At 52.5% G+C, this 25,334-nt stretch carries 22 protein-coding genes, 2 rRNA genes, 1 pseudogene and 1 riboswitch (1 of these 26 running past the window's edge); of the genes and pseudogenes, 7 read left to right on the top strand and 18 right to left on the bottom strand.

Going from position 1 to position 25,334, the window contains the following annotated elements; genetic code table 11:
• Positions 1-2: 2 nt before the first annotated feature.
• From guaA to GC56T2_RS01390, 4 genes are all read right to left on the bottom strand, one after another.
• Positions 3-1,535, bottom strand: a complete 1,533-nt coding sequence (gene guaA, locus GC56T2_RS01405; protein WP_144972515.1) for a glutamine-hydrolyzing GMP synthase — start codon at positions 1,533-1,535, stop codon at positions 3-5.
• Positions 1,536-1,597: 62 nt separating this feature from the next.
• Positions 1,598-1,699, bottom strand: a riboswitch (purine riboswitch).
• 41 nt (positions 1,700-1,740) lie between these two features.
• On the bottom strand, positions 1,741-3,906 hold the full coding sequence (locus GC56T2_RS01400; RefSeq protein WP_144972513.1) for a DUF4129 domain-containing transglutaminase family protein: 2,166 nt from the start codon (positions 3,904-3,906) through the stop codon (positions 1,741-1,743).
• Positions 3,903-5,072: a DUF58 domain-containing protein gene (locus tag GC56T2_RS01395; RefSeq protein WP_144972511.1), complete on the bottom strand. Its 1,170-nt coding sequence runs from the start codon at positions 5,070-5,072 to the stop codon at positions 3,903-3,905. Before GC56T2_RS01395 ends, GC56T2_RS01400 begins: the two co-directional genes overlap by 4 nt.
• A 5-nt stretch (positions 5,073-5,077) precedes the next feature.
• On the bottom strand, positions 5,078-6,034 hold the full coding sequence (locus GC56T2_RS01390) for an AAA family ATPase (protein ID WP_172706475.1): 957 nt from the start codon (positions 6,032-6,034) through the stop codon (positions 5,078-5,080).
• 129 nt (positions 6,035-6,163) lie between these two features.
• Between GC56T2_RS01390 and GC56T2_RS01385 the strand changes: the two genes are divergently transcribed.
• The gene (locus tag GC56T2_RS01385) at positions 6,164-7,387 is read left to right on the top strand and encodes an Nramp family divalent metal transporter (RefSeq protein ID WP_144972509.1); all 1,224 of its coding nucleotides are present in this window, start codon (positions 6,164-6,166) and stop codon (positions 7,385-7,387) included.
• A 663-nt stretch (positions 7,388-8,050) separates the two neighbouring features.
• On the opposite strand, the pseudogene fumC reads toward GC56T2_RS01385, so the two are convergent.
• A pseudogene (fumC, locus tag GC56T2_RS01380) lies at positions 8,051-9,405 on the bottom strand (class II fumarate hydratase).
• Positions 9,406-9,771: 366 nt separating this feature from the next.
• Here fumC and GC56T2_RS01375 point away from each other — a divergent pair.
• The 3 genes from GC56T2_RS01375 (at position 9,772) to GC56T2_RS01365 (ending at position 12,106) form a co-directional block, all read left to right on the top strand.
• Entirely contained in the window at positions 9,772-10,266 is a 495-nt protein-coding gene (locus GC56T2_RS01375; RefSeq protein WP_144972507.1) for a cation:proton antiporter regulatory subunit, read from the top strand.
• Positions 10,267-10,275: 9 nt separating this feature from the next.
• Positions 10,276-11,514 carry a cation:proton antiporter gene (locus GC56T2_RS01370; RefSeq protein ID WP_144972505.1) on the top strand — a complete coding sequence of 413 codons (1,239 nt, stop codon included), beginning with the start codon at positions 10,276-10,278 and terminating at the stop codon, positions 11,512-11,514.
• A 169-nt stretch (positions 11,515-11,683) separates the two neighbouring features.
• Complete coding sequence (locus tag GC56T2_RS01365) at positions 11,684-12,106, top strand: hypothetical protein (protein WP_144972503.1); 423 nt, start codon at positions 11,684-11,686, stop codon at positions 12,104-12,106.
• A 75-nt stretch (positions 12,107-12,181) separates the two neighbouring features.
• On the opposite strand, the gene groL is transcribed toward GC56T2_RS01365, so the two are convergent.
• The 3 genes from groL to GC56T2_RS17915 form a co-directional block, all read right to left on the bottom strand.
• Positions 12,182-13,801, bottom strand: a complete 1,620-nt coding sequence (groL, locus tag GC56T2_RS01360) for a chaperonin GroEL (protein ID WP_033022716.1) — start codon at positions 13,799-13,801, stop codon at positions 12,182-12,184.
• 105 nt (positions 13,802-13,906) lie between these two features.
• Complete coding sequence (gene groES / locus GC56T2_RS01355) at positions 13,907-14,191, bottom strand: co-chaperone GroES (RefSeq protein WP_033022714.1); 285 nt, start codon at positions 14,189-14,191, stop codon at positions 13,907-13,909.
• Between the two features lie 79 nt (positions 14,192-14,270).
• Entirely contained in the window at positions 14,271-14,411 is a 141-nt protein-coding gene (locus GC56T2_RS17915) for a hypothetical protein (protein WP_222427766.1), read from the bottom strand.
• Positions 14,412-14,728: 317 nt separating this feature from the next.
• On the opposite strand from GC56T2_RS17915, the gene GC56T2_RS01350 reads away from it, so the two are divergent.
• Together GC56T2_RS01350 and GC56T2_RS01345 are read left to right on the top strand one after the other, a co-directional pair.
• Positions 14,729-15,463, top strand: a complete 735-nt coding sequence (locus GC56T2_RS01350; protein ID WP_144972501.1) for a CPBP family intramembrane glutamic endopeptidase — start codon at positions 14,729-14,731, stop codon at positions 15,461-15,463.
• Positions 15,460-15,639 carry a YdiK family protein gene (locus GC56T2_RS01345; protein ID WP_033022711.1) on the top strand — a complete coding sequence of 60 codons (180 nt, stop codon included), beginning with the start codon at positions 15,460-15,462 and terminating at the stop codon, positions 15,637-15,639. Before GC56T2_RS01350 ends, GC56T2_RS01345 begins: the two co-directional genes overlap by 4 nt.
• Positions 15,640-15,966: 327 nt before the next feature.
• Here the strand turns inward: GC56T2_RS01345 and tatC are convergent, their stop codons facing one another.
• Genes tatC through moaC form a run of 4 tightly spaced genes read right to left on the bottom strand, consistent with a single transcriptional unit; the run spans position 15,967 to position 18,045 of the window.
• On the bottom strand, positions 15,967-16,710 hold the full coding sequence (tatC, locus tag GC56T2_RS01340; RefSeq protein ID WP_144972499.1) for a twin-arginine translocase subunit TatC: 744 nt from the start codon (positions 16,708-16,710) through the stop codon (positions 15,967-15,969).
• 19 nt (positions 16,711-16,729) lie between these two features.
• Positions 16,730-16,882: a twin-arginine translocase TatA/TatE family subunit gene (tatA, locus tag GC56T2_RS01335; protein WP_144972497.1), complete on the bottom strand. Its 153-nt coding sequence runs from the start codon at positions 16,880-16,882 to the stop codon at positions 16,730-16,732.
• Positions 16,879-17,541 carry a redox-sensing transcriptional repressor Rex gene (locus GC56T2_RS01330; protein ID WP_144972495.1) on the bottom strand — a complete coding sequence of 221 codons (663 nt, stop codon included), beginning with the start codon at positions 17,539-17,541 and terminating at the stop codon, positions 16,879-16,881. Before GC56T2_RS01330 ends, tatA begins: the two co-directional genes overlap by 4 nt.
• 15 nt (positions 17,542-17,556) lie before the next feature.
• On the bottom strand, positions 17,557-18,045 hold the full coding sequence (gene moaC / locus GC56T2_RS01325) for a cyclic pyranopterin monophosphate synthase MoaC (RefSeq protein ID WP_144976969.1): 489 nt from the start codon (positions 18,043-18,045) through the stop codon (positions 17,557-17,559).
• A gap of 98 nt (positions 18,046-18,143) precedes the next feature.
• Here moaC and GC56T2_RS01320 point away from each other — a divergent pair, with 98 nt between their 5' ends.
• Positions 18,144-20,069, top strand: a complete 1,926-nt coding sequence (locus GC56T2_RS01320) for an ABC-F family ATP-binding cassette domain-containing protein (RefSeq protein WP_144972493.1) — start codon at positions 18,144-18,146, stop codon at positions 20,067-20,069.
• A gap of 339 nt (positions 20,070-20,408) precedes the next feature.
• Here the strand turns inward: GC56T2_RS01320 and tsaD are convergent, their stop codons facing one another.
• The 6 genes from tsaD to GC56T2_RS01290 all read right to left on the bottom strand — a co-directional run.
• Entirely contained in the window at positions 20,409-21,425 is a 1,017-nt protein-coding gene (gene tsaD / locus GC56T2_RS01315) for a tRNA (adenosine(37)-N6)-threonylcarbamoyltransferase complex transferase subunit TsaD (RefSeq protein ID WP_033020397.1), read from the bottom strand.
• Positions 21,418-21,873 (bottom strand): ribosomal protein S18-alanine N-acetyltransferase, encoded by a 456-nt coding sequence (gene rimI / locus GC56T2_RS01310; protein ID WP_144972491.1) that lies wholly within the window; start codon positions 21,871-21,873, stop codon positions 21,418-21,420. The genes tsaD and rimI overlap by 8 nt, the downstream gene beginning before the upstream one ends.
• On the bottom strand, positions 21,833-22,573 hold the full coding sequence (tsaB, locus tag GC56T2_RS01305) for a tRNA (adenosine(37)-N6)-threonylcarbamoyltransferase complex dimerization subunit type 1 TsaB (protein WP_144972489.1): 741 nt from the start codon (positions 22,571-22,573) through the stop codon (positions 21,833-21,835). The genes rimI and tsaB overlap by 41 nt, the downstream gene beginning before the upstream one ends.
• Complete coding sequence (tsaE, locus tag GC56T2_RS01300) at positions 22,570-23,028, bottom strand: tRNA (adenosine(37)-N6)-threonylcarbamoyltransferase complex ATPase subunit type 1 TsaE (RefSeq protein WP_144972487.1); 459 nt, start codon at positions 23,026-23,028, stop codon at positions 22,570-22,572. Before tsaE ends, tsaB begins: the two co-directional genes overlap by 4 nt.
• 230 nt (positions 23,029-23,258) lie before the next feature.
• Positions 23,259-23,375, bottom strand: a 5S ribosomal RNA gene (gene rrf / locus GC56T2_RS01295).
• A gap of 385 nt (positions 23,376-23,760) precedes the next feature.
• Positions 23,761-25,334: ribosomal RNA gene (locus tag GC56T2_RS01290) — 23S ribosomal RNA — on the bottom strand (it continues 1,356 nt past the right edge of the window).

The following is a 25,334-nucleotide window of genomic DNA, read 5'->3' as shown; positions in this document are numbered from 1 at the left end:
TTTTATTCCCACTCGATCGTTGCTGGAGGCTTGCTTGTAATGTCGTAGACGACGCGGTTGACGTGCGGCACTTCGTTCACGATGCGCGTTGAAATGCGCTCGAGCACATCCCACGGAATGCGCGCCCAATCGGCGGTCATCCCGTCGATCGAGGTCACGGCGCGAATGGCCACCGTATAATCGTACGTGCGGGCATCCCCCATCACTCCGACGCTGCGGATGTCAGGGAGCACCGTAAAGTACTGCCAGATTTCGCGGTCTAGTCCGGCTTTTTTCACTTCTTCCCGCAAAATGGCATCCGATTCACGGACGATTTCCAACTTTTCTTCCGTCACTTCACCGAGCACACGGATGCCGAGCCCCGGCCCCGGGAACGGCTGGCGCCAGACGATCTCGTCCGGAATCCCCAATTGAGTGCCCAGTGCGCGCACTTCATCTTTAAACAGCGTATTGAGCGGCTCGATCAGTTCGAATTTCATATCTTCCGGCAAGCCGCCGACGTTATGGTGCGATTTGATCGTTTGCGCCGTCGCCGTGCCGCTTTCAATAATGTCCGTATAAAGCGTGCCTTGCACTAAAAATTCAATACCCTCAAGCTTAGCCGCTTCATCGTCAAACACATAAATAAATTCATTGCCGATGATTTTCCGCTTTTGTTCCGGGTCAGAGACCCCTTTGAGCTTCGCCAGGAAGCGCTCCTTTGCATCGACTTTGATGACGTTCATGTGAAACTGCTCACGGAACGTTTTCATGACGCTTTCTGCTTCGCCTTTGCGAAGAAGGCCGTGGTCCACAAAAATGCATGTGAGCTGATCACCGATAGCGCGATGCACCAACACCGCGGCGACCGATGAATCGACCCCGCCGCTTAAGGCGCACAACACTTTTTTCCCGCCGACTTGTTCGCGAATGCGGCGCACCTGCTCATCAATAAAGTTTTCCATCGTCCAATCGCCCCGGCAGCCGCATACCTCAAAGACAAAGTTCTTCAATAAATCATTGCCGTATACCGAGTGGCGCACTTCTGGGTGGAATTGCACGCCATACCATTTTCGCCGTTCGTCACTCATCGCGGCGATCGGGCACGAAGGGCTCGTCGCATCGACAACAAAGCCGCTAGGCGGAGCGGTCACCAAATCGCCATGGCTCATCCAAACGACTTGCTCGTCCGGCAACCCATGAAAAAGCAAAGAATCGTTTTTCACTTGGATGAGCGCTTTGCCGTATTCACGGTGCGCCGCTTTTTCCACCTTCCCTCCCAAATGATGGGCCATCAGCTGCATCCCGTAACAAATTCCTAAAATCGGCAAGCCCAGCTCAAAAATCGCCGGATCGCACCGAAACGCTTGCTCATCATACACGCTGTTCGGCCCGCCGGAAAAAATGATTCCTTTGGCGTTCAACGCCCGGATGTCCTCAGCGCGGATCGTGTGCGGGTGCAGTTCGCTATAGACGCCAAATTCGCGGATGCGGCGAGTGATCAGCTGGTTGTATTGACTGCCAAAGTCCAAGACAACGATCATTTCTTGATTCATGTCGTTCCACCTCATCAAAAAAATAACGCCGCCATTGGCCGAGACATGGATGAAGGCAGAATAGCAGCGTCTTCTGCCTTCATAGTCGGGCCGTTTACGGCGGCCCGGTAGAGACGCGCAAGCCGTATTCCTGCGCTTATATGAAGGGCTTTTCGTTTGTCGGTGTGCAAATTTGAATTCATTCTATCAACTTGCCGGCATGCGGTCAAGAGATCGTCCTTTTTATTAAATTTTCCCACAATTGAACAGCTTCGCGAACGTCTCTGTCCGGAAGACCGGTTCCGTACACCACACATTCATATAGCCTTGTCAACCGGTTCATTTCATCCGTTTCAAACAAACGATCGACCTCCTTCGCATACTGGCGCAGCGTTTCCTGCGGCCGCCGCTTCAGCCCGTAATCGTGCAAATGGCGTAAAAGCGCCGCATACGCTGAAATCAGCCAGTCGCTTCCGTCCGCTTTTCGGCGCTGAAAGCGAAGAAGGGTCAGGCGCGGCCACCATTTCCGTCTTGTCGCATAAATCGCGCCAGCCGCTGCCACCAGCGCGGCCGCCGCCACCACCACCGTTTTCCAGGACCAGAAGTCAACGAGCCGCTCCCACCAATGGCCGTCTTGTTTCGCGGCAGAAGACGGCTCCGACGGCGGCTGCGAGAGGTTCGTTCGATCCTGCTCTTCCGGTTGTTGCTCAGGCGCCGCAAGGTCATTCTCCTCGGAAGCATCAAGGGAAAACGCGTAAGGATTGACAAACCCCCGCGTCGGCTCAAACGGCACCCAACCGATGCCTTCAAAATACACTTCCACCCACGAATGCGCGTCATTGTTGCGCACTTCGTAAAGAAAATCGCCGTTTTGCTCCCCAACCAACCGCCCCGATACATAGCCTTTCACCCAACGGGCGGGGATGCCGAGCGTGCGCACAAGGACCACCATCGAAGTGGAAAAGTTGTCGCAATACCCTTGTTTCGTTTCAAACAAAAATTGGTCGACATAATCTTCGTTTTCCCCCGGCACGGCCACATCTTTCGTCTCATATACATATCCGCTCTGCTGAAAATATTGCTCGATGGCTTTGACTTGATCATAGGCTGTTTTTTCTCCGGCCGTAATTTGTTTGGCCAAGTCGCGCACCCGCTGCGGCAAAGTTTTCGGCAGCTGCGTATATCGTTTCAACAAAGACCGGTCTTGGACCGGGGGAGCAGCGCGCAGGGCGGCAATCGGAAAATCCGGCTCCCCATACGTGACAACATACTGTTTCATAGGAACCGCGTTGGCTCGGTCGTCGGTCGCCTCAATTTTCTCTGTCGCCAACTTCATGCGATAAACGACCGGATCAACTGCTCTCACTTGCCGCAAACCAAGCGGATAAACGAGATGAAATCCTCCTTGATGAAGGTGGATTTCCGCGGTTTGCTCCACCGTTTCGACTCGCGGGCTCCACCATTCATGTTTGATCGTCTCTCCATTGGCAAACGAGTAAACTTGTTCGCTCTGAAACTCCTCCCACCCCTTGCCGGTGTAAACGTCTTTCGTCTCAACGCGCCAATAATGAAGACCTCGATCTTTCGCTGTGAATACGAGCGTATCATCGGCAAGGAACGGTCCGCCGAGGCGGGAATCATTTTGTCCATACCCGACTTTGGCTACGGCAGAAGAAGCCGGCTCATCATCGCCAGGCTCCGGCACGGCATGGGCGCTGCGGATAAACGCCACCGGATCGGGCCATTGCGGCGGGAGTTTGGGGCCTGCATATCCTGCCGCCAGCGCCAACGCCGGAACGAACAGGGCGGCTGTCCGCCACCTTCCGATAGAAAATAAAGCGCCGTTTGCCCGCATCCGTTCGCCATGCAGCCACACAAAAGCCAAAAAACCGAGCCCGACAAGACGAACGATCGCCTGATCGCCGTTATATGGGAAAAACGTATCAAGGACGGCAATATACGTAACGGTCAACGCATACGGAATCAACCACTGCTGCCGTTTGCCGATGAGCCAATGAAAAGCGGCCGAAGCGAGCCATAGCAGAAGAAAAAAGATAAACGTCCGCACGGTATCGCTCGGCATGGAAGACCGATCGCCCCACAGCCAGTTGAGGCAATCCCGCCAAAGCGCCGAAGGCAAAGCGGTGATGGAGTGAGACGAAGATAAACGGGAGAGCGCCCATCCGATATACCATCCCTTCCCAAGAACCGCAAGCCACGCTGGGAGGCGAACCCAATAGCCGACAAAACAAAGGAAGACAAACGAGACAAACAAACCGATATGGCTCGTATCCGTCACATCGTCCAACGGCCAGAGCCATTCGGTGAGCAGCCAAGCCGCAAACAAGGCAGGCAAAAACGAAGAGAACAGCCGAGCTACCCCCTTCTTCATTGAAACTCCCCTCCTTGCCGAACCGTTTGCAACATGTCAGGGGCAATGACGGAGACATGCACACCGCTGCGGCGAAGCTCTTCTTCCCAACGCCTTTGTTCCTCTCTCCGTTCGCCCGTCACAACATATAAAATGACGCGGCGCTTCATCGCCAGTGCGCGCAACGGCGGCAACAGAGCGGAAGACAAGGCAGACGTCACCAAAATGCATCCGGCCGCCGTTTTCCAATTCGTTTCGTCAACAAGCAGTGCCTCCATTCCCCCTTCGCGGGCCGCCTTCACTTCCGCCAAGCGGAGAAGAAGCGCCTGCCACTGTTCCTCATGACGCCGCGGCGCTAAGGACGAGCGCTCTTTCCCCGCCACAAGCAGTCCAACCGGAGCTCCCGCATCCAACAGCGCTTTCGCCACAGAAGCGGCCAGCGTGACTAGCTCCTCGAACGAAGGTGATGGGCCGCCGTCCAAGACAACGAACCAATCGTCGTTGCGCTGCTCATCAAATTCTTTTGTCATCAACTCGTTCTTGCGCGCTGACGCCTTCCAGTGCACCCAAGACATTTTATCGCCCGGCGCGTATTCGCGAGCCCCGACCGCCACCGCTAGGTCACGCCAATAGGCAAACGTCCGGGCCGCGTTTCCATGGGAAAACCACTCACGCACCATGCTCGCCGGCCACTCCACATAACGAGGATAGACGATGACCGTGCACGGAGCCGAGAACGATTCCGCCCGCTTCCCCCAACCAAACATATCGCTCACTTCCAGCCGCACCGTTTCCAATTGATGGCGGCCGCGGGGCAACATAAGCGTCCATCGGCAAGAAAGACGGCGCCGAAACACCCAAGAAACGATGGCACCCCCACCTTTCCCCTCTCGTTCCTCACCGACCGCGACCGCGGCCATGGGAAACGGCCATGGCAGCTCAACTCGAACAGTAACCGGAATCGCTTCTCCCGCATAATAGCGCTGCGCCGGCACCGTCCGGCTCACCGCCGCGCGTCGGAGCGGATACAGGGCCACCGTCAACGCATGCAACCCAAACGGCAAAAAGCTATAAAACAAAAACCAGCTGACAAAGCCCCCTTGAAACATGGCGTAGGAAAACAAAACCGCAGTTAAGATCCCCACGCCCAACAAGGGCCGCCACGTTCTCCTCCCCGTTCGCTTCATCCCGTTCACCGCCGTCCTTGCACCGGCACCGGCGTGCGGGCCATCAGCTCGGAAAGGATCGTTTTCGCATCAAGCTTGTCCCATTTCGCTTCCGGACGAACGAGCAAACGATGGGCAAGCACATAAGGAGCAAGCTGCTGTATGTCATCAGGGATGACAAAATCGCGGCCATGAATGAGCGCGTAGGCCTGCGCTGCTTTCATCAAGGCGACCGACCCGCGCGGGCTGACGCCTAAATACACGGCTTCATGCGCCCGGCTTTGCCGGACCAGCTCGACGATATAGCGCTTCACCGTATCGCTGACATACACATCGGCTACCTTCTGCTGCAAAGCCCGCAATTCGTCGAGCGTCATCACCGGTCCGATCTCTTCCAACGGCTTCATTTTTTCCAGCCGATGCAACATCTCGATTTCCTCATCAGCAGACGGATAGCCCATTTGCAGCTTCAGCAAAAACCGGTCCAACTGCGCTTCCGGAAGCGGATACGTTCCTTCGTATTCAATCGGGTTTTGCGTCGCCATGACAAAAAACGGCTGCGGCAGCGCCCGCGTGATGCCGTCGACCGTCACACTTCCTTCTTCCATGGCCTCAAGAAGCGCTGACTGCGTTTTCGGCGACGTCCGGTTGATCTCATCAGCGAGCACGATATGAGCGACGATCGGCCCAGGTTTATACTCAAACCGCCGCTCTTTCGGGTTATAGACCGAAACACCAATCACATCGCTCGGCAACAAATCCGGCGTAAATTGAATCCGTTTCAGCTCAGCTTGAAATGATTTCGCCAGCGCGCGCACGAGCATCGTTTTGCCGACACCGGGCACGTCTTCAAGCAATACGTGCCCCTTGGCCAACAGCGCCGTGAAACTGAGCACAATCACTTGGCGTTTTCCAACAATGACTTGTTCGACATTGCGAACAACTTGTTCGACGGCGGGAAGCAACGGTTCGTTCATCGTCATGACATCAAGCTCCTTTTATGGTGATGAATGGGTCTTTTAGCGGTAGACAATATCTCGTTTATACTATTAATATGATATCGAATATACCGAACTTTTGGAATCAATTTGCAACAAAGGGGGAGGAGAAAAATGAGGAAATCAAAATGGACGATGATCGGCCCTGGGTTGATCGTTGCCGCCACCGGGGTCGGCGCCGGAGACTTGGTCGCCGCCCTTGTCGCCGGCACAAACTACGGCCTTGTTTTCATCTGGGCGATTATCGTCGGGGCCTTGTTCAAATTTGTGCTGAACGAAGGAGTCGGGCGCTGGCATTTATTAAGCGGAAAAACGATTTTCGAAGGCTGGCAGTCGATGGGGAAATGGGCGTCCGTCTACTTCGGGGTGTATGCGATCATTTGGGGATTTGTTTACGGAGCGGCGGGCACCTCATCGTGCGCGCTGGCGATGTCGGCGATGATCCCCTCGATCCCGCTTTGGGCTTGGGCGGTCATTCATGGCCTCGCCGGTTTTGCCATCACGTGGTCAGGACGGTTTCAGCTGTTCGAACGGGTGATGAACGTGCTCGTTGGACTGATGTTTGTCACGGTGGTCGGCTCGGCGCTCCTTGTGTTGCCGCAGCTGGACGATCTTTGGAACACAGCCGTTCCCGATTTGCCCAAAGGCTCGCTCTTGTATGCCCTCGGGCTAATCGGTGGCGTCGGCGGTTCGATTACGATGGCGTCGTACGGCTATTGGCTGCAGGAAAACGGCTGGAAAGGCCGCGCCTACGTATCGCCGATGCGTTACGATTCCGCCATCGCCTATATCGTGACAGCGATTTTTACATTGTCGCTTCTTATTTTAGGCGCCGCGCTTCTTTACGGAACTAATACGTCAATCAGCGGCGAACAAGGGCTTGTCTCGTTCGCTTCGATCATGGGCAATGAGCTTCATCCAGCTGCTCGTTGGCTCTTTTTGCTCGGTTTTTGGTCGGCGTCGTTTACATCCGTCATCGGCGTTTGGAACGGCGTTTCCTATTTGTTTGCCGATTTTGTTCGCAACATGCGGAAAACGTCGGTTGGCGCCGAGTCGCTCAACCAGACAAAAGCGTTTCGTTTCTACGTCTTTTGGCTCACGTTCCCGCCGATGCTCTTGCATTTTATCGGCAAACCGGTCGGGCTCATTATCGTCTATGGAGCGCTCGGGGCGCTGTTTATGCCGTTTTTGGCTGTCACGCTCCTTTACTTGCTCAACTCCAAAAAAGCGCTTCCGGACGAAGGGCGAAACCATTGGCTGTCGAACGTGCTGCTCACTTTGTGCTTAGCGCTGTTTGCCGTCTTGTCGATCAATGAGCTCATTCGCCTGTTTGCCTAACATTAGCCTGATGCGACGCAGTCCAGCTGGCGAGAAGGCTGTCACAACGGAAAACGAGGGTGTCCCAAACGGAACACCCTCGTCCTCATGGGACAAAAAAGAACGCCGCTTCCGGTGTCGTATCCCAAAAGACCGGAACCTCCTTGTCCCCCACTACTAGGAGGACGGTGAAAAATCGCTGTCACACACGAATCGGCGGCATTTTCATTCAGAAAAGAAACTTGATTTTGCAAGGCTTCTCTAATTGAGAAGCGGATGGAATCAGTAGTATTTTGCACTAAATCACCAGCCTTCTAGAGGGGCGGTGATTTACTCGCGCAACCGCTTCCCAGCATCGTTTTTCAAATAGAAAAGCCTTGCAACAGTGCACACTTTTTTTCATCGACCAAAGGAAACCAATGTTTTTCACCAGCCTTCTAGAAGGCCGGTGAAAAACCGCTGTCGCACACCAATCGATGGCATTTTCATTCCGAAGAGAAAGCTGGTTCTGCAAGGTTTTTCTAATTGAGAAACGATTGGAATCAGTCGTTTTTGCACGAAACCACCAGCCTCCTAGGCGCGCTGCCTCAACGTTTCGTATAGTTGTGTTGATCTTGAAGACAGACGACCTTTTGGCTCAGCTCCGTTTTTTGGCCGCCTGTTCGCTCCCAGCGTTTTGGGCCACTAAATCATCTTCTCCGGCCTTACCCATTCTTCGTACTGCTCGGCTGTCACATACCCGGTTTTCAAGGCCGCTTCTTTCAGCGTCAATCCTTCGCGGTGCGCAAGCTTGGCGATTTCCGCGGCTTTGTCATAGCCGATATGCGGGCTTAACGCTGTCACGAGCATGAGCGAGCGGTCCACGTACTCTTTCATTTTCGTTTCGTTCGCCTCCAACCCTTGGGCGCATCGCTCATCAAACGAACGGATGGCATCACCAAGCAGCTGCACGGACTGAATGGCGTTATAGGCGATGACCGGTTTGAACACGTTTAATTGAAAATGGCCTTGGCTTGCCGCAAAACCAATTGCCGCATCATTGCCAAACACTTGCACGGCCACCATCGTCATCGCTTCACTTTGCCTGGCATGATGGAACTCCCAGGTTCATTGGCTGGAATCGTGATCTCCCCGAGCCCGGAGCGCGGTCCGCTCGCCAGCCAGCGAATATCGTTCGCGATTTTCATCAGATCGGCGGCGAGCGCCTTCAGCGCCCCGTGGACGTAAACGATCTCGTCATGGCTGGTCAGCGCGTGAAATTTGTTGGCAGCAGAGCGGAACGGGTAGCCGGTTTGGGTGTGCAGCTGTTTGGCGACTTGTTCGCCAAACGCTGGTGGCGCATTGAGCCCCGTGCCGACCGCCGTGCCGCCGATCGCCAAATCGAGCAGCTTGTCGGCCGCTTCGCTGATCATCATTTTGCTTTTCTCCAGCATCGTCCGCCACCCGGAAATCTCTTGTCCGAATGTGAGCGGCGTCGCATCTTGCAAGTGGGTGCGCCCGATTTTGATCGTCTTCGCATATTGCCGCTCCTTCGCTGCGAACGTGCCAATCAATCCATCCAGCGCCGGCAGCAAATGCGTGTGAATTTTCGCATACACCGCCATATGCATGACCGTTGGAAACGTATCGTTGGAGCTTTGCGACATGTTGATGTCATCGTTCGGGTGAATGCGCCCCTCGCCGTCACGGAGCAGCTCATTCGCCCGTCTCGCCACCACTTCGTTGACGTTCATATTCGTCTGCGTCCCGCTTCCCGTCTGCCAAACGACAAGCGGAAAATGCGCATCCCACTGACCGGCCAAAATTTCATCGCACGCCGCTACAATCGCCCGTCTTTTCGCTTCGCTCAGCTTCCCAGCTTGCTCGTTGACGATGGCTGCCGCTTTTTTCAGCTCGGCATAAGCATAAATGAGTTCCAGCGGCATCGTTTCCTTGCCGATCCGGAAGTTTTGCCGGCTCCGTTCCGTCTGCGCTCCCCAGTATTTATCGGCCGGCACCCGCACCTCGCCGAGCGAGTCGCGTTCGATTCGTTCGTTCATCACGTACCCCCCTTTTGTTTAGACACTGCCCTATACATGTTCATTCCCATTGTGGCCTAAAAGGTCGGCGAAAAAACAACATTCCCTTCTTCCAATGATTTTTATCACCCCAAACCGCCCCCCATTTTAAGCGTGAACATAAATGGAAGAGCGTTCACATCCTAGTGTAACGTGCCAAAGGAAAAGACATAAAAGACACGCAGGGACGCCGTCATGTATATTTCCTCCTCACCCCGCCTTCAAACAGACAACCGAGCCAAAACAGTGAAAAAAACCGTTTTTACTGTTATAATAACGATAGAAAAAATAGATAACAGCAAAGGATAAAATTTACATAAAAACATAAATAAGGAGGAGTCTTTGATCATGAATATCCGAGAAAGTGAATTGCCAGGAATCGGGTACAAATTTGAAATTATTACGCGAAACAAAGATAAGCTTGTCATTGTGATCCATGACGATGGGCGAAGGGAAATTTATCACTTTGACGCAGAGGATTATGATGAAGTTATCAGCAGCGTGACATTAAGCGACCAAGAAGCGAGACAAATTGCAGGAATCATTGGAGGAATGGCATATAAACCAAAGGCGCTCGAAACGATTGAGTTTGCCTTTGACGATCTCATTATCGAGTGGTTTCAAGTGGAGCCAAATGCCCCCGCTGTAAATCAAAAAATTGGCGACCTTGATATTAGAAACCGTTTCGGTGTCACTGTCATCGCTATCAAAAAGAAACATTCACAAAAATCTCATAATCCCGGCCCAAATACATTGATTGAAGCTGGAGATACATTGATCATGTCTGGAGAAAGACAGCAAATAAAGGAGATCATTAGTCATTTACTATCAAATAAGGAGTGATGGGAATAGATGAACCATTTGGTATTCGAAGTGGGAACAGCACTCGTCCTAGTCGCCATTGGATCGCTCATTGCCAATAAATTAAACTTCTCCATTATCCCGTTTTTGATCGTTATCGGCATGCTCGTTGGGCCCCATGCCCCTACCATCGGGATTATTGACCTCACTTTTATTCAAAGCAATGAAATTATCCAGTTTTTAGGTAGGATCGGGGTACTTTTTTTACTGTTTTATTTAGGGCTTGAATTTTCTGTCGGCAAACTGATTAAATCCGGAAAAAATATTGTGGTCGGTGGAAGCATCTACGTCACAATGAACTTTGTTTTAGGATTGCTTTACGGCAAGGCCGTGGGAATGCCATGGATGGAAACGGTTCTTATTGCTGGACTCCTCAGTGTATCGTCAAGTGCTATCGTGGCCAAAGTTCTTGTTGATTTAAGGAGAACGGCCAATCCTGAAACAGAGCTCATTTTAGGGATGATCCTTTTTGATGACATCTTCCTTGCCCTATTTTTGACGACGATGTCAGGGGTTTTGCTAGCTGGATCCACCTCCTTTTTCGGAATCAGCCTATCTGTTTTAACATCTGTTGCTTATATGTTGCTATTTTTTGTCATCGCTCGTAAAGGTGCCCCTCTGCTCAACAAATGGTTGAATATCAAATCCGATGAAATATTCATCATCGTCATCTTTGCTATTCTCTTTTTTGTTGCCGGCTTTTCCGAAACGATTCACGTTGCTGAAGCCATCGGAGCCTTACTGCTTGGACTTGTCTTTTCAGAAACGGAACACCGTGATCGAATTGAGCATTTAGTTGTTCCATTCCGTGACTTCTTTGGAGCGATTTTCTTCTTTAGCTTCGGTTTGAGTATTGAACCGTCAACGTTAATCGATGCGTTTTGGTTATCATTAGGGGCTGTCATCGTCACTCTAATGGCTAATATCGTGGCGGGAATGATTGCCGGAAGAAAGGCTGGATTGTCCTACAAAGCCTCTACAAATATTGGTTTGACAATCACCGCACGTGGAGAGTTTTCCATCATCGTTGCAAATCTGGGAATTACAGCAGGGTTAAGCCCGATATTGATACCTTTTACCGCACTTTACGTTCTCATGTTGGCCATATTGGGACCACTCTTTGCCAAAGAAAGCAAAAGCATATATAAACTGCTCAACAAAGTATTTAAATGGGAACAGAAGTTAACTAAGGAGAAGCGGAAGGAACGGCTGGAAGTTGCAGAAAAATAAATAACGGCGGCAACGTCCTTCTTTATCGCTCGCTTACCCCAATCCATCTCTCATTTTCTTTTCCCCGAGTGTGCGCTCAGTCTCACCGAATCAATGGCAACTCGGGGACGTATTCATGCAACGGATCGACCAAAGAAGCGTCTATATTCAAAAAGGGGGATTTTCTATTATGCGGAAACGATGGGCCCCGCTTCTTATTTTGCTTCTATGGCTTTCCGGCTGTTCATTCGGTGATATCAAGCCGCCTGAATTAACGTTGACCGTCAACGGTGAAACAGTCGACCACCGGCTCGGGACTTACACGTGGTCGACAGGCCGGCGCGGAGTTGTTGCCGATGCCGCCGCCCCACCGCTGCTCGTCAGAGAACTCAAGCCTCATCCCGCCGCTTCAGGGGCAAAACTTCACATCGAGTTTGACTACCGCCCATCAACACTCGAAGCCGGCGTATGGAATGATGATGATGTTGACTGGCAGCCGGTGCAAGATGGAACGATCACACTGCCAAAACAACAAGGTTCGTACATCTACGTCATTCACGCTGCTTGGCAAGAGGGGGAGGCGATTTATGCGTGCTTGATCCGCATTCCATAGCGTGGTCATTTTCATGGTCAAAACAAAAAGAACACCGGGGAAAACCCCAGTGTTCCAACGGATGGGAGGCGCTGATTACATCATGCCGCCCATGTCCGGCATGCCCGGATTGTTGCCTTTGTTTTCTTCCGGTTTGTCGGCGACAACCGCTTCGGTCGTCAAGACCATCGCAGCGACAGAAGCAGCGTTTTGCAGCGCCGAGCGAGTGACTTTCGTCGGGTCAACGATACCGGCTTCGATCATGTCGACCCATTCGCCCGTTGCAGCGTTGAAGCCGACGCCCGGTTTTTCGTTTTTCAGGCGCTCAACGATGATCGAGCCTTCCAGACCAGCGTTTTGCGCGATTTGACGAACCGGTTCTTCGATCGCGCGCAATACGATTTTCACGCCGGTTGCTTCATCGCCTTCCGCCTCGATGGACGCGACTTTGTTGTAGATGTTCATCAATGCCGTACCACCGCCGGCGACAATGCCTTCTTCAACCGCCGCACGAGTCGAGTTGAGCGCGTCTTCGATGCGCAGTTTGCGTTCTTTCAATTCTGTTTCGGTTGCCGCACCCACTTTGATGACCGCTACGCCGCCAGCCAATTTCGCCAAGCGTTCTTGCAGTTTTTCGCGGTCGAATTCGGACGTTGTTTCTTCAAGCTGCGCACGGATTTGGTTGATGCGCGCTTTGATGCGCTCCGAATCGCCGGCGCCTTCGACAATCGTCGTCGTTTCTTTCGTTACGACTACTTTCGACGCACGGCCAAGCGAAGCGATCGTTGTCGATTTCAGTTCGCGGCCAAGTTCTTCCGAAATGACTTCGCCGCCTGTTAAAATCGCGATATCTTCGAGCATCGCTTTGCGGCGATCGCCGAAGCCAGGCGCTTTGACGGCAACAGCGTTGAACGTGCCGCGCAGTTTGTTGACAACGAGCGTCGCGAGCGCTTCGCCTTCGACATCTTCCGCGATGATCAAGAGCGGACGGCCATGTTGAACGACTTGTTCAAGAACCGGCAGCAACTCTTGGATGCTCGATACTTTTTTGTCCGTAATCAAAATGTACGGATTTTCGAGAACAGCTTCCATTTTTTCCGTATCTGTAATCATGTACGGCGAAACGTAACCGCGGTCGAATTGCATCCCTTCGACAACGTCGAGTTCCGTCGTGAAGCCTTTCGATTCTTCCAGCGTGATGACACCGTCGTTGCCGACGCGTTCCATCGCTTCAGCGATCAATTGGCCGACTTCTTCGTCAGCAGCCGAAATCGCAGCAACTTGGGCGATCGATTCTTTTCCTTTGATCGGTTTGGAGATGGCTTTTAATTCTTCAACGGCAACCGCAACCGCTTTTTCAATCCCGCGGCGGATGCCCATCGGGTTCGCACCAGCAGCCACGTTTTTCAGCCCTTCGCGGATCATCGCTTGAGCCAATACCGTAGCGGTTGTCGTCCCGTCCCCAGCGATGTCGTTCGTTTTGCTGGCGACTTCAGCGACCAATTTCGCGCCCATGTTTTCAAACGGATCTTCGAGTTCGATTTCTTTCGCGATCGTGACGCCGTCATTCGTGATGAGCGGCGAACCAAATTTTTTCTCCAATACGACGTTGCGGCCTTTCGGGCCTAATGTGACTTTCACTGCGTCTGCGAGTTTGTCCACCCCGCGCAACATCGCACGGCGCGCTTCTTCGCTGAACTTGATTTGTTTTGCCATACCCCGTTACCTCCTTACAATATGGATGAAATTGCAACACGTGCATGAAGCGAACGTTAAGTATTCAGTGAGTTTTACGTATGTTTTATTTGATCGGCGCATAGATTAGCGAATGACAGCCAAAATGTCGCTTTCACGCAAAATTAAGTACTCTTTGCCGTCGTATTTCACTTCTGTGCCCGCGTATTTCGAGAAGATGATGCGGTCGCCGACTTCAACTTCCGGTGCAACACGTTGGCCGTTATCGAGCACGCGGCCTGCACCAACGGCGACAACACGGCCTTCTTGCGGCTTTTCTTTCGCCGTATCCGGCAACACGATGCCGCTTGCCGTTTTTTCTTCTGTTTCCACGACTTCAATGACAATGCGATCGCCTAATGGCTTCAACACGGGGAACAACCTCCTTAACGATAGTTTTCGCCGTTCTTATTAGCACTCATCTTTATTGAGTGCTAACACACTTATAATATTAATGAACTTCTTTCCGTTTTGCAAGTAGGAAATTCAAAAAAATAGCGGCTTTTCTTTTTGGCGCCAAACGAGCCAATCGGTCGCCCCGAAGACCGGCAAAGAACAACCGTCCTCCGCCAACCGGCAGCATTTCACCCAAAACCGCTGCTTCCGGCGCGACAGAAACACGCGAGCAGCGCATTGTTCCACCGACAAGCGGTCTCGTTCGTTTTCACGCTTCCGGCGTGACAGAAATATGCCGGCCAGCTGAAGGGCAACCGGGCGGGACGACCGCCTAGCTTCTCAAGCCGGCGGCGCAAAATCCGTTTTCATTATTGCACATTTCCAGCGCCAATAAACACCCGGCGGCTGTTTTTTTGTCCCGTTGGCCGTTGGATTCAGCCAACGAACTTTTCTTATCATTTCGCCAAACATATGCTACAATACGGATATATTTTAATAAAGGGGTAAGAAAACTTGAAACGTCATGACTGGTACGTGCTGATCACTTATATCGCCATGCAGCTGTCCGCTTTTGCCGGCGTGCCGCTTCTGCGCGCCCTCGGCGTCGGGTCAAGCGCGGAAACCCCCATCGAAGCCGCAAAAATCGCTTCTGGATATTGGGCGGTCATCAGCTTTTTGACAGCGTTTATCATTATTTTATGGCTGCTTCGCCGCGCCCGCCCTGAGCGAAACATGCGGCAAATGCCGCTCGCTTCATCGTGGATGTGGGCATTTTTAGGCGTGTTTTTGGCGCTTGTCGCCCAAAGCATCGCCGTCAATATCGAATGGCGGCTGCTCGGCATTGAACCAGGATCGGAGAACACAAGACAAATCATTGAGATCATTCGCTTGACACCGCTGCTAGTCATTGTCGCTTCGGTCATCGGCCCGATTTTGGAAGAACTCGTTTTCCGCAAAATCATTTTTGGATCGCTTTATGAAAAATACCGCTTTTGGCCGGCCGCGCTCGCAAGCTCGCTTCTTTTCGCCATCGCCCATATGGAGCTGGAGCATTTGCTTTTGTATACAGCGATCGGTCTGACGTTCGCCTTTTTATATGCGAAAACCGGCCGCATCTTCGTGCCGATGTTCGCCCATGTAGCGATGAATACGTTCGTCGTCGTTGTGCAGATGCTACTGGCTGATGAAATGGAAAAAATGATGCGCCAGCCGGAATTTCCGCTGACGATTTGGGGGGTATGGTTATGACGCGCCACCCTCGACTCTTCTCATTGCCCTATTTCCTTCTAGGTTTGCTGTTTACGTATTTGGCGATCCAAAGCGCACATGAAACGATTTGGAACGTTTCGACCATCGCCTTGGCGGCGTTGGCGGCCTTTGACTTTGGAACCGCCTTTCGTCTGCTTTTTACCCCAAAACGATAAAGAAGGTGCCCCAAACGTACGATCGGGACACCTTTTTTTATGATATGCCCATCCGTGCTCCCTCGATCTGTTTCCCGCGAACATCCCCATCGGCAAGCGGCGATTTTCATCCCCGTCTGGAGGGCAGATCACAGCTTGCCCGTGGACCTTTCCCGTGAAAATGCCGGACTGACGCGAGATTTCCCCCCAAGTGGAGGGCAGATCACACCGCCCATGGATCTTTCCCATGAAAATGCCGGACCGGCGCGAAATTTTCACCCCCGAGTGGAGGGCAGATCGCTGCCCATGGAATTTTTTGTTTAAAAATCGCTTTGGCCGTGCGCTGCTTTACTCGCTGTCTCCTTGTTCCGCCGCTGCTCGCGCCTTCCGGTAGCCGATTTTTGCGATCCAAATGCTCCCTTCATACAAAAGCGTGAGCGGAATCATGACAATCACTTGCGACAACAAATCGGGCGGCGTGATAATCGCCGCGATAATTAACAGCACCAAATACGCATACTTTCGAACGCGAACAAGAAACTGCGGCGTGATAAGCCCTAAGCGGGTGAAAAACAGCACCACGATCGGCAGCTGAAACACAACGCCAAACGGCAGCACAAGCTGAAGCAGAAACTGGAAATATTCGTTAATGCCGATCATTTGCTGAACCCCCAGCTGTTCAGCCAGCTGGTTCATAAATCGAACGACAAACGGAAACAAAACGAAATAGGCGAAGCTGACGCCGCCCAAAAAAAGAACAATCGATGCCGGAATATAGCTTAGCGTTACCTTCCGCTCTTTTTCATACAGACCGGGGCTGACAAACGCCCAAATTTGATACAGCAGCACCGGAGACGTCAGCACGGCGGCAATGACAAAAGCAAACTGAAAGTATACTTTGATCGGATCGGTCAGGCGAAAGGCGTTCATGGTCAACTGCTTTGTCTCTGCCGTTCGTTGCAAATAGATAATGACATCATCGACGAAAAAGAAGCTCGCCGCCAACGCCGCGGCGAAAAAAACGAGCACAGCGATCAGCCGCCTTCGCAGTTCACCGAGGTGTTCATACACTGACATCTCTTTGTCATTCATGGTTCCTCATCCCGCCTTATCACCGGTCGGTTTTCGTTTCGTCCTCATCCGCAAGACCCTTAGTGGCGTCTTTGAACTCGCGCAGCGACTGGCCAAACGAACGCCCTAGTTCCGGCAGCTTTTTCGTGCCAAACAACAGCAAAATCAAAACAGCCAGCAATACATATTTCATGAATGATTCTCTCCTTTTGCCGATGGCGATGGATAGTTTTTCAAAAAATACACGAGCGATTGCAGCTCAATGGCCAAATCGATGTGGTGAACGCGAATATGGTCAGGCACGTTCAGCCGCGCCGGAGTAAAGTTTAAAATTCCTTTAATCCCTTGGGTGACAAGGCGATCGGTCAACGCCTGAGCCGCGGAGGCCGGCACGGTTAAAATAGCGACCGGAATGTCGCCGCGCAGCCGTTCTTCCAGCTCATCGAGATGATAGACGGGCACGCCGCCGACTGTCGTCCCTACTTTTTGCTCATCAACATCGAACGCCATCACAATTTTCGTGTTATTGTTTTTCGAAAAATTATAGTTTAAAAAAGCGGTGCCTAAATTGCCGACTCCAAACAGCGCCACTTCAGTCACTTCATCCTCTTCCAACGTCTGGCGAAAAAACGACAACAAATAATGGACATTATACCCGTATCCTTTTTTGCCGAGCGCGCCAAAATACGAAAAATCGCGGCGGATCGTCGCTGGATCGACTTTCACCGCCTCGCTCAGCTCAGCGGAAGAGACGCGCTGCTTTCCTGATGCATGCAAGTTCTTTAAAAATCGGTAATAAAGCGGCAGCCGCTTAGCCGTCGCTTGCGGAATTTTCGGTTGTTCATTGCTCATTGTCTCATCCCCTAGCTAATCGGTTTTCCGTCGATAATGGCCGGATTTCCCGCCCGTTTTTTCGACCAAATACGTCGGACCGATCGTCATCCCTTTGTCGAGCGCCTTACACATGTCGTATACCGTCAACGCACAAACCGAAACAGCCGTCAGCGCTTCCATTTCCACCCCCGTGCTCCCTTTCGTTTTCACGGTCGCTGTAATGACAAGACGAGGCTCGGTTTCTTCATGCTCCCAAGAAAACGCGAAATCGACGCTCTTTAGCATCAGCGGGTGGCACATCGGGATCAGGTCAGCCGTTTTTTTGGCCGCCATGACCCCTGCCACTTGGGCGACGGCCAGCACATCCCCTTTTTTGATGTCACGGCCTTTGATTTTTTCATAAATCTCTTGGCTGACAGTGACGCTCGTTCGCGCCACCGCGACCCTGACCGTCTCTTCTTTGTCCGTGATATCGACCATCTTGGCGCGTCCCTCTTCATTAAAATGGGTAAACGATGACAAAGCCATCTCCTCCATGTCTACACTATACATGATTTTTCTCCTTCTGTCTTTGACCGTCTGAGCGACATACGTTAAACTATTCCGAGAGGTGAACCGACATGATGATTTTGCAAGTGCGTGGACTCACGAAATATTTTGGCGCTGACCTTATTTTATCGAATATTAAACTAGAAATACAGTCCCGCGACCGCATCGCCCTTGTCGGCCGAAACGGAGCGGGAAAATCGACATTATTAAAAATCATCGCCGGCGAACTATCTTTTGACAGCGGTGAAATCATCAAACCAAACCATCTCAAAATCGGCTATTTGGCACAACAGAGCGGGTTGGAATCATCACGCTCCATTTGGGAGGAAATGCTCGACGTGTTCGCACCGCTTCAAGCGATGGAACAACAGCTGGCCGCGCTCGGCTCTCAGCTTGGCGATCCCGATGTGCTCGCCGATCCCGTCCGCTATGAAAAAACGCTGAAAATGTACGATGAACTGCAAGAGCAATATAAGGAACAAGGCGGCTATCAATATGAGGCCGACATTCGTTCCGTCTTGCACGGATTGCAATTTTCTTCATACGATTATCAAACAACGCCGGTCTCTTCGTTAAGCGGCGGACAGCGAACACGGCTCGCTCTCGGAAAGCTTCTGTTGTCCAGGCCGGATTTGCTGATTTTAGACGAACCGACCAACCATTTAGACTTGGACACACTCGCTTGGCTGGAACAGTATTTGCAGGCATATCCGGGCGCCCTCTTGCTCGTCTCCCATGACCGATACTTTCTCGACAAAGTTGCCAATCACGTGTACGAGCTGTCCAACGCCAAGCTGCGGACGTACAACGGCAACTACAGCCGCTATCTGGAACTGAAAGCGCAACAATATGAGCAAGAGCTACAGCGATATGAAAAACAACAGGAAGAAATCGCCCGATTGCAAGAGTTTATTCAGCGCAACATCGCCCGCGCCTCGACGGCCAAGCGGGCGCAAAGCCGGCGAAAACAGCTGGAGAAAATAGAGCGAATGGAACGGCCTGTCGGAGAGGAAAAATCGGCCTCATTTTCTTTCACGATCGAACGACCAAGCGGTCAACAAGTGCTCATCGCTGAAGACGTGGCCGTCGGTTACCGGGACGAGCCGGTCATTCGTCATATCAGCTTCCGCATCGCCCGCGGCGAAAGCGTCGCGTTGGTCGGTCCAAACGGCATCGGCAAATCTACACTGTTGAAAGCCATCGCCGGACAGCTTCCCGTTCAGGCCGGACATTTGCGCTACGGCACGAACGTCCAAATCGGATATTATGATCAAGATCAAGCCGACCTGTCGTCCAATAAACGAGTCATTGACGAATTATGGGATGCTTACCCCCTTAAAACAGAAAAAGAAATCCGAACGATACTCGGCAACTTCCTGTTTTCAGGCGATGACGTTTTAAAACCGATCTCAGCGTTGAGCGGCGGGGAAAAGGCGCGCTTGGCGCTCGCGAAGCTGATGCTCCAGCAGGCTAATTTTCTCATTCTGGACGAGCCGACCAACCATTTAGACCTCGACAGCAAACAAGTGCTCGAACAGGCATTGATCGACTATCCAGGCACCATTTTGTTCGTCTCCCACGACCGCTATTTCATCAACCGCATCGCCACGAAGGTGCTCGAGCTGTCAAGCGACGGCCTTAGCGAATATTTGGGAGACTATGACTACTATATCGCCAAAAAAGAAGAAATGCGTGAGTTAGCCCGTTTGGATGCCAGCCCAATCGTTCCGAGCAGCAACGAGTCGGCGAAATCTGTTTATGAACAAGAAAAAGAGGAAAAAAGACGCCAGCGTCAACGTCAACGCCGTCTAGCCGAAATCGAAGCAGAAATCACCGCGCTTGAAGAGCAAATCGCCCAAGCCGAACAGCGACTATGCGATCCGTCCGTTTATGACGACTACGAAACAGCACAACAGCTTGTGCAAGAAAACGAGGAGCGAAAGCAGCAAGTGGAAAAACTGCTGGCCGAATGGGAGCAGCTTTATGACTCACCATAACCAACCGCCCGCCGGTTATTTCGGTGGGCGGTTTCAATTAGTCACATTATCCACAAAGAAATCCACAATCTATCCAGTGAAATATAGGTTATTCACCAACTTTTCCACACTATCCACAAAAAACAGCTCAATTTTGTTTAAAATAGCTGTGTATTATTTTCCTCATCCTCATCCTATTTACGCCATATTTCCACATCATCCACAACCTGTGGATGAAACTATGCACAAATCGGACCACCAGTCTGTCCACCAATCCATCCTTGCCGTCTAAAAAAAGAAACGGCGGTTGGCCCGCTGCCAAAACCGCCGATTGTGCCCATCGGTTTGTCCTTCGTTATGTTACGCCAACGGCAAGCTCGGATCGGCGTTCAACGCCAAATCTGACCGCCTGCCTTGCCAGTACAACATCGTGCCCGCGGCCGCAATCATCGCCGCATTATCGGTACACAACGATAACGGTGGAATAACCAGCTCCACACCGGGGAGCTCCTGCCTCATTCGCTCCCCTAATGCAGTCCGCAACCCGCGGTTGGCCGCCACTCCACCAGCGAGCAACACTTGCCGGACGCGATATTGTTTGGCTGCTTGCAAAGTCTTTGTCGTCAACACTTCAACCACGCTAGCTTGAAAACTGGCTGCCATCTGCTTCGGATCGATCTCCTCGCCGCGCTGTTTAGCACGATGAAGCGTATTCAACACCGCCGATTTTAAGCCGCTGAAACTGAAATCATACGATCCTTCCTCAAGCCACGCCCGCGGCAAGTCAATGGTCGGTTCTCCTTCTTGGGCCAACCGGTCAATGTGCGGCCCTCCCGGATACGGAAGCCCCAAAGCGCGAGCCACCTTGTCATACGCCTCACCGGCGGCGTCATCTCGCGTTTCACCAATCACCTTGAATTTGACGTGTTCTTCCATGTAAACGAGCTCTGTATGCCCTCCGGAAACGACCAGAGCCAAGAGCGGAAATTTCATTTCCGACACGAGCTGATTGGCATAAATATGCCCAGCGATATGATGCACGCCGACAAGCGGAATGCCGTGGGCAAACGCCAACGCTTTCGCCGCGTTCACTCCGACAAGAAGCGCCCCGACAAGCCCTGGCCCCGCTGTCACAGCGATAGCCTGAAGGTCGGAAAATGACACTTTCGCCTGCTGCATCGCCTCTTCAATCACGAGCGTAATTTGCTCCACATGATGGCGCGAGGCGATCTCAGGAACGACGCCGCCAAACCGCCGATGACTTTCCATCTGTGAAGCGACCACATTGGACAAAATGGCTCTTCCGTTTTTAACAACCGCGGCGGCAGTCTCGTCACAGCTTGTTTCAATCCCTAGTACATACACATCTTCATTCATGTAGCTTCACCCACATCACCAACGCATCCTCAAAATTATCGGGATAATATCGTTTTCGAATACCGCCGTTGCGAAACCCGAGTTTCCGATATAACGATTGAGCGACATGATTGGACACACGCACTTCCAGCGTCATCGTCACTGCCCCTTGTCGCCTCGCCAGATCCATCAGACAACGCATCAACGCCTCACCAAGTTTTTGGCCACGAAATTCGGGAAGAACAGCAACATTCGTGACGTGCGCTTCATCAATGACCAACCACATCCCGGCATAGCCAATGATTCGCCCTCGATGCACCATCACAATATAGAGAGCGTAGCGGTTGTACATCAACTCATGATAAAACGACTCCCGACTCCAAGGCGCGGTAAACGATGCCCGCTCCACCTGCACAACTTCATCAATATCATGAATGGTCATTGGCCGAAATTGTACATCGATCCCCATCGTTTCGTTCCCCTTTTTGTTTTGCGAGCCATTTCACCTCCGCTTCAGCCAGGCGGAGGTAATCTGGCACAAACGTATGGGCATTTCTACGCTCTTTTTCTTTACCGAGCATCACCAGCTCGCTCGGGCGCGGCAACGCCAATGACGGAGGAGCCATATGGGCCCGCCCACCTAGGACGCGCTGAAACAGCTCGTGATATAACGGCACATCCGCACCAATGAACAATACGTCCTCTCCCCGCTCTCCTAGTCGCCGCGCCCACTCATCCGCCACCACAAGTTGATCCGGTTCAAGCTGGCGAAGCACACTCCCGTCGCTGTGATAAAGCCCAGTATAAATGTGCCCACGCCGCGCATCAAACAATGGGACAATCAAACCAGAGAAGCAACGGCCGTTGGCGGCGAGCACTTCAAGGCTCGACACACCGGCGATCGGAATACCGAGCGACCAAGCGAGCGTTTTCGCAATCGTCACGCCAATTCGTACTCCTGTATAAGACCCGGGCCCTTTGGCCACTACGATCAAATCAAGGTCTTTCGGGGCCATCCCACACTGGCGAAACAGCGATTCGATAGCCGGCATCGCACGGAGCGAATGATCTTTTTTCACATTCGTGATCCATTCACCCTTCACAACATTTCCATCCGCCAAAGCAAGACCAAGTGGTGTGTTTGATGTATCAATCCCTAATACTTTCATGCGCCAAAAATCTCCTCGCATAACTGTTCATAGCGTTGTCCCAGCGGCTCAAAACGAAGCAGCCGTTCATCCCCACCGCGGTCAAGCAAATACACCGTCAGACGTTCGGCCGGAAGCTGGCCAGCAATCAAGTGCGCCCACTCCACAACCGTAACCCCGTCACCGCCAAAGTATTCATCAAAGCCAAGATCCTCCCATTCATCCTCAAGACGGTACACATCCATATGGTAAAGGGGCAATCGGCCTTCGTACTGCTTGATGATGGTAAACGTTGGACTGTTGACGTTTTGCTGGATGCCTAATCCTTCAGCCAATCCTTTCGTAAATGTCGTCTTTCCCGCACCGAGGTCGCCCTCAAGCGCAATCACCATTCCTGGTTCAAGGCGTTCCGCAAGACGACGGGCGACCGCTTTCGTTTCTTCAGAAGAATGTACAAGCAGCTCGACATGCTTCATTCTGTTCCACCTTATTCCATTTTATCATCTTCACTCTCGCTTTTGAAATTGTACCATAAGAAAATGCTGCATCGCTACTTCCAACCCCAAGGACGGCACACCAGCATAAAGAAAGGACGATCCACAAGCCATTTCCATTTAACTGGCCGCTGGATCGTCCACGTCTAGAGATTATTTTAGAAAAGAAAAAAGGGAATTAGGCGTGTCGCTACTCCCTGGTGAATTTGATTGCCTAGCAGCGACCTACTCTTGCAGGGGCGCTGGCCCCAACTACCATCGGCGCTGGAGGGCTTAACTTCCGTGTTCGGGATGGGAACGGGTGTTTCCCCTCCGCTATCACCACTAGGCAAGCTATTCTGTTTTTCATCAATCATTATACCAAAAAATCAATTCCTGTCAAGAAGGAACGCATTCCTTCAAAACTAGATAACCGTCGGAAGAAGCCGCATTTCGTCCGGTCTAGCTCCGGCCGCCATCGGCTCGCGACGCTTCGGTCCTGCTGTGGCGGCATAGCCTCCTCGCAGGCCCTCCAGCGCGTTTCGCCGATCAGCGGGCGGCCTCCGCTTTTCGTACTGTCTAGCTCCGGCTCGCCGCCGCTCGCCTGCGCTTTTCTATTGTCCAGTTCCAGCGCCTAGCTCTCTTCTGCCAAATAACCTTCTCCCTCGGGGTGCAAGCACCCCTGCGGGCGAAGAACATTTGCCCGTCGCGGCGAACCGCTCGCCTGCGCTTTTCTAGGTTAAGCCCTCGATCGATTAGTATCCGTCAGCTCCACGTGTCGCCACGCTTCCACCTCGGACCTATCAACCTCGTCATCTTCGAGGGATCTTACTCGCCTAACGCGATGGGAAATCTCATCTTGAGGGGGGCTTCACGCTTAGATGCTTTCAGCGCTTATCCCGTCCGCACATAGCTACCCAGCGGTGCCCCTGGCGGGACAACTGGTACACCAGCGGTGCGTCCATCCCGGTCCTCTCGTACTAAGGACAGCTCCTCGCAAATTTCCTACGCCCGCGACGGATAGGGACCGAACTGTCTCACGACGTTCTGAACCCAGCTCGCGTACCGCTTTAATGGGCGAACAGCCCAACCCTTGGGACCGACTACAGCCCCAGGATGCGATGAGCCGACATCGAGGTGCCAAACCTCCCCGTCGATGTGGACTCTTGGGGGAGATCAGCCTGTTATCCCCGGGGTAGCTTTTATCCGTTGAGCGATGGCCCTTCCATGCGGAACCACCGGATCACTAAGCCCGACTTTCGTCCCTGCTCGACCTGTCCGTCTCGCAGTCAAGCTCCCTTGTGCCTTTGCACTCTCCGAATGATTTCCAACCATTCTGAGGGAACCTTTGGGCGCCTCCGTTACCTTTTGGGAGGCGACCGCCCCAGTCAAACTGCCCACCTGACACTGTCTCCCACCCCGCTAAGGGGTGCGGGTTAGAATTTCAATACCGCCAGGGTGGTATCCCACCGTCGCCTCCACCGAAGCTGGCGCTCCGGCTTCTTAGGCTCCCACCTATCCTGTACAAGCGATACCAAAATTCCATATCAGGCTGCAGTAAAGCTCCACGGGGTCTTTCCGTCCTGTCGCGGGGAACCTGCATCTTCACAGGTAGTATAATTTCACCGGGTCTCTCGTTGAGACAGCGCCCAAGTCGTTACACCTTTCGTGCGGGTCGGAACTTACCCGACAAGGAATTTCGCTACCTTAGGACCGTTATAGTTACGGCCGCCGTTTACTGGGGCTTCGGTTCGCACCTTCGCTTCCGCTAAGCGCTCCCCTTAACCTTCCAGCACCGGGCAGGTGTCAGCCCCTATACGTCGCCTTTCGGTTTCGCAGAGACCTGTGTTTTTGATAAACAGTCGCTTGGGCCTTTTCACTGCGGCTCTTCCAGGCTCTTCACCCGAAAGAGCACCCCTTCTCCCGAAGTTACGGGGTCATTTTGCCGAGTTCCTTAACGAGAGTTCTCCCGCGCGCCTTAGGATTCTCTCCTCGCCTACCTGTGTCGGTTTGCGGTACGGGCACCTCTTCCCTCGCTAGAGGCTTTTCTTGGCAGTGTGAAATCGGGGACTTCCGGATTCAATCCGTCGCCATCACAGCTTGGCCTTCCGGCCAGCGGATTTGCCTACTGGCCAGCCTCACTGCTTGGACAGGCTCTTCCAGCCGCCTGCTCGCCCTATCCTCCTGCGTCCCCCCATCGCTCAAACGGGAAGGAGGTGGTACAGGAATCTCAACCTGTTGCCCATCACCTACGCCTTTCGGCCTCGGCTTAGGTCCCGACTAACCCTGAGCGGACGAACCTTCCTCAG

Origin of the sequence: Geobacillus sp. C56-T2, from assembly GCF_007829715.1 — a bacterium.
Lineage (GTDB): Bacteria > Bacillota > Bacilli > Bacillales > Anoxybacillaceae > Geobacillus > Geobacillus icigianus.
The sequence above is the reverse complement of the archived record's forward strand: the minus strand, read 5'-3'. Positions and strand labels throughout refer to the sequence as shown.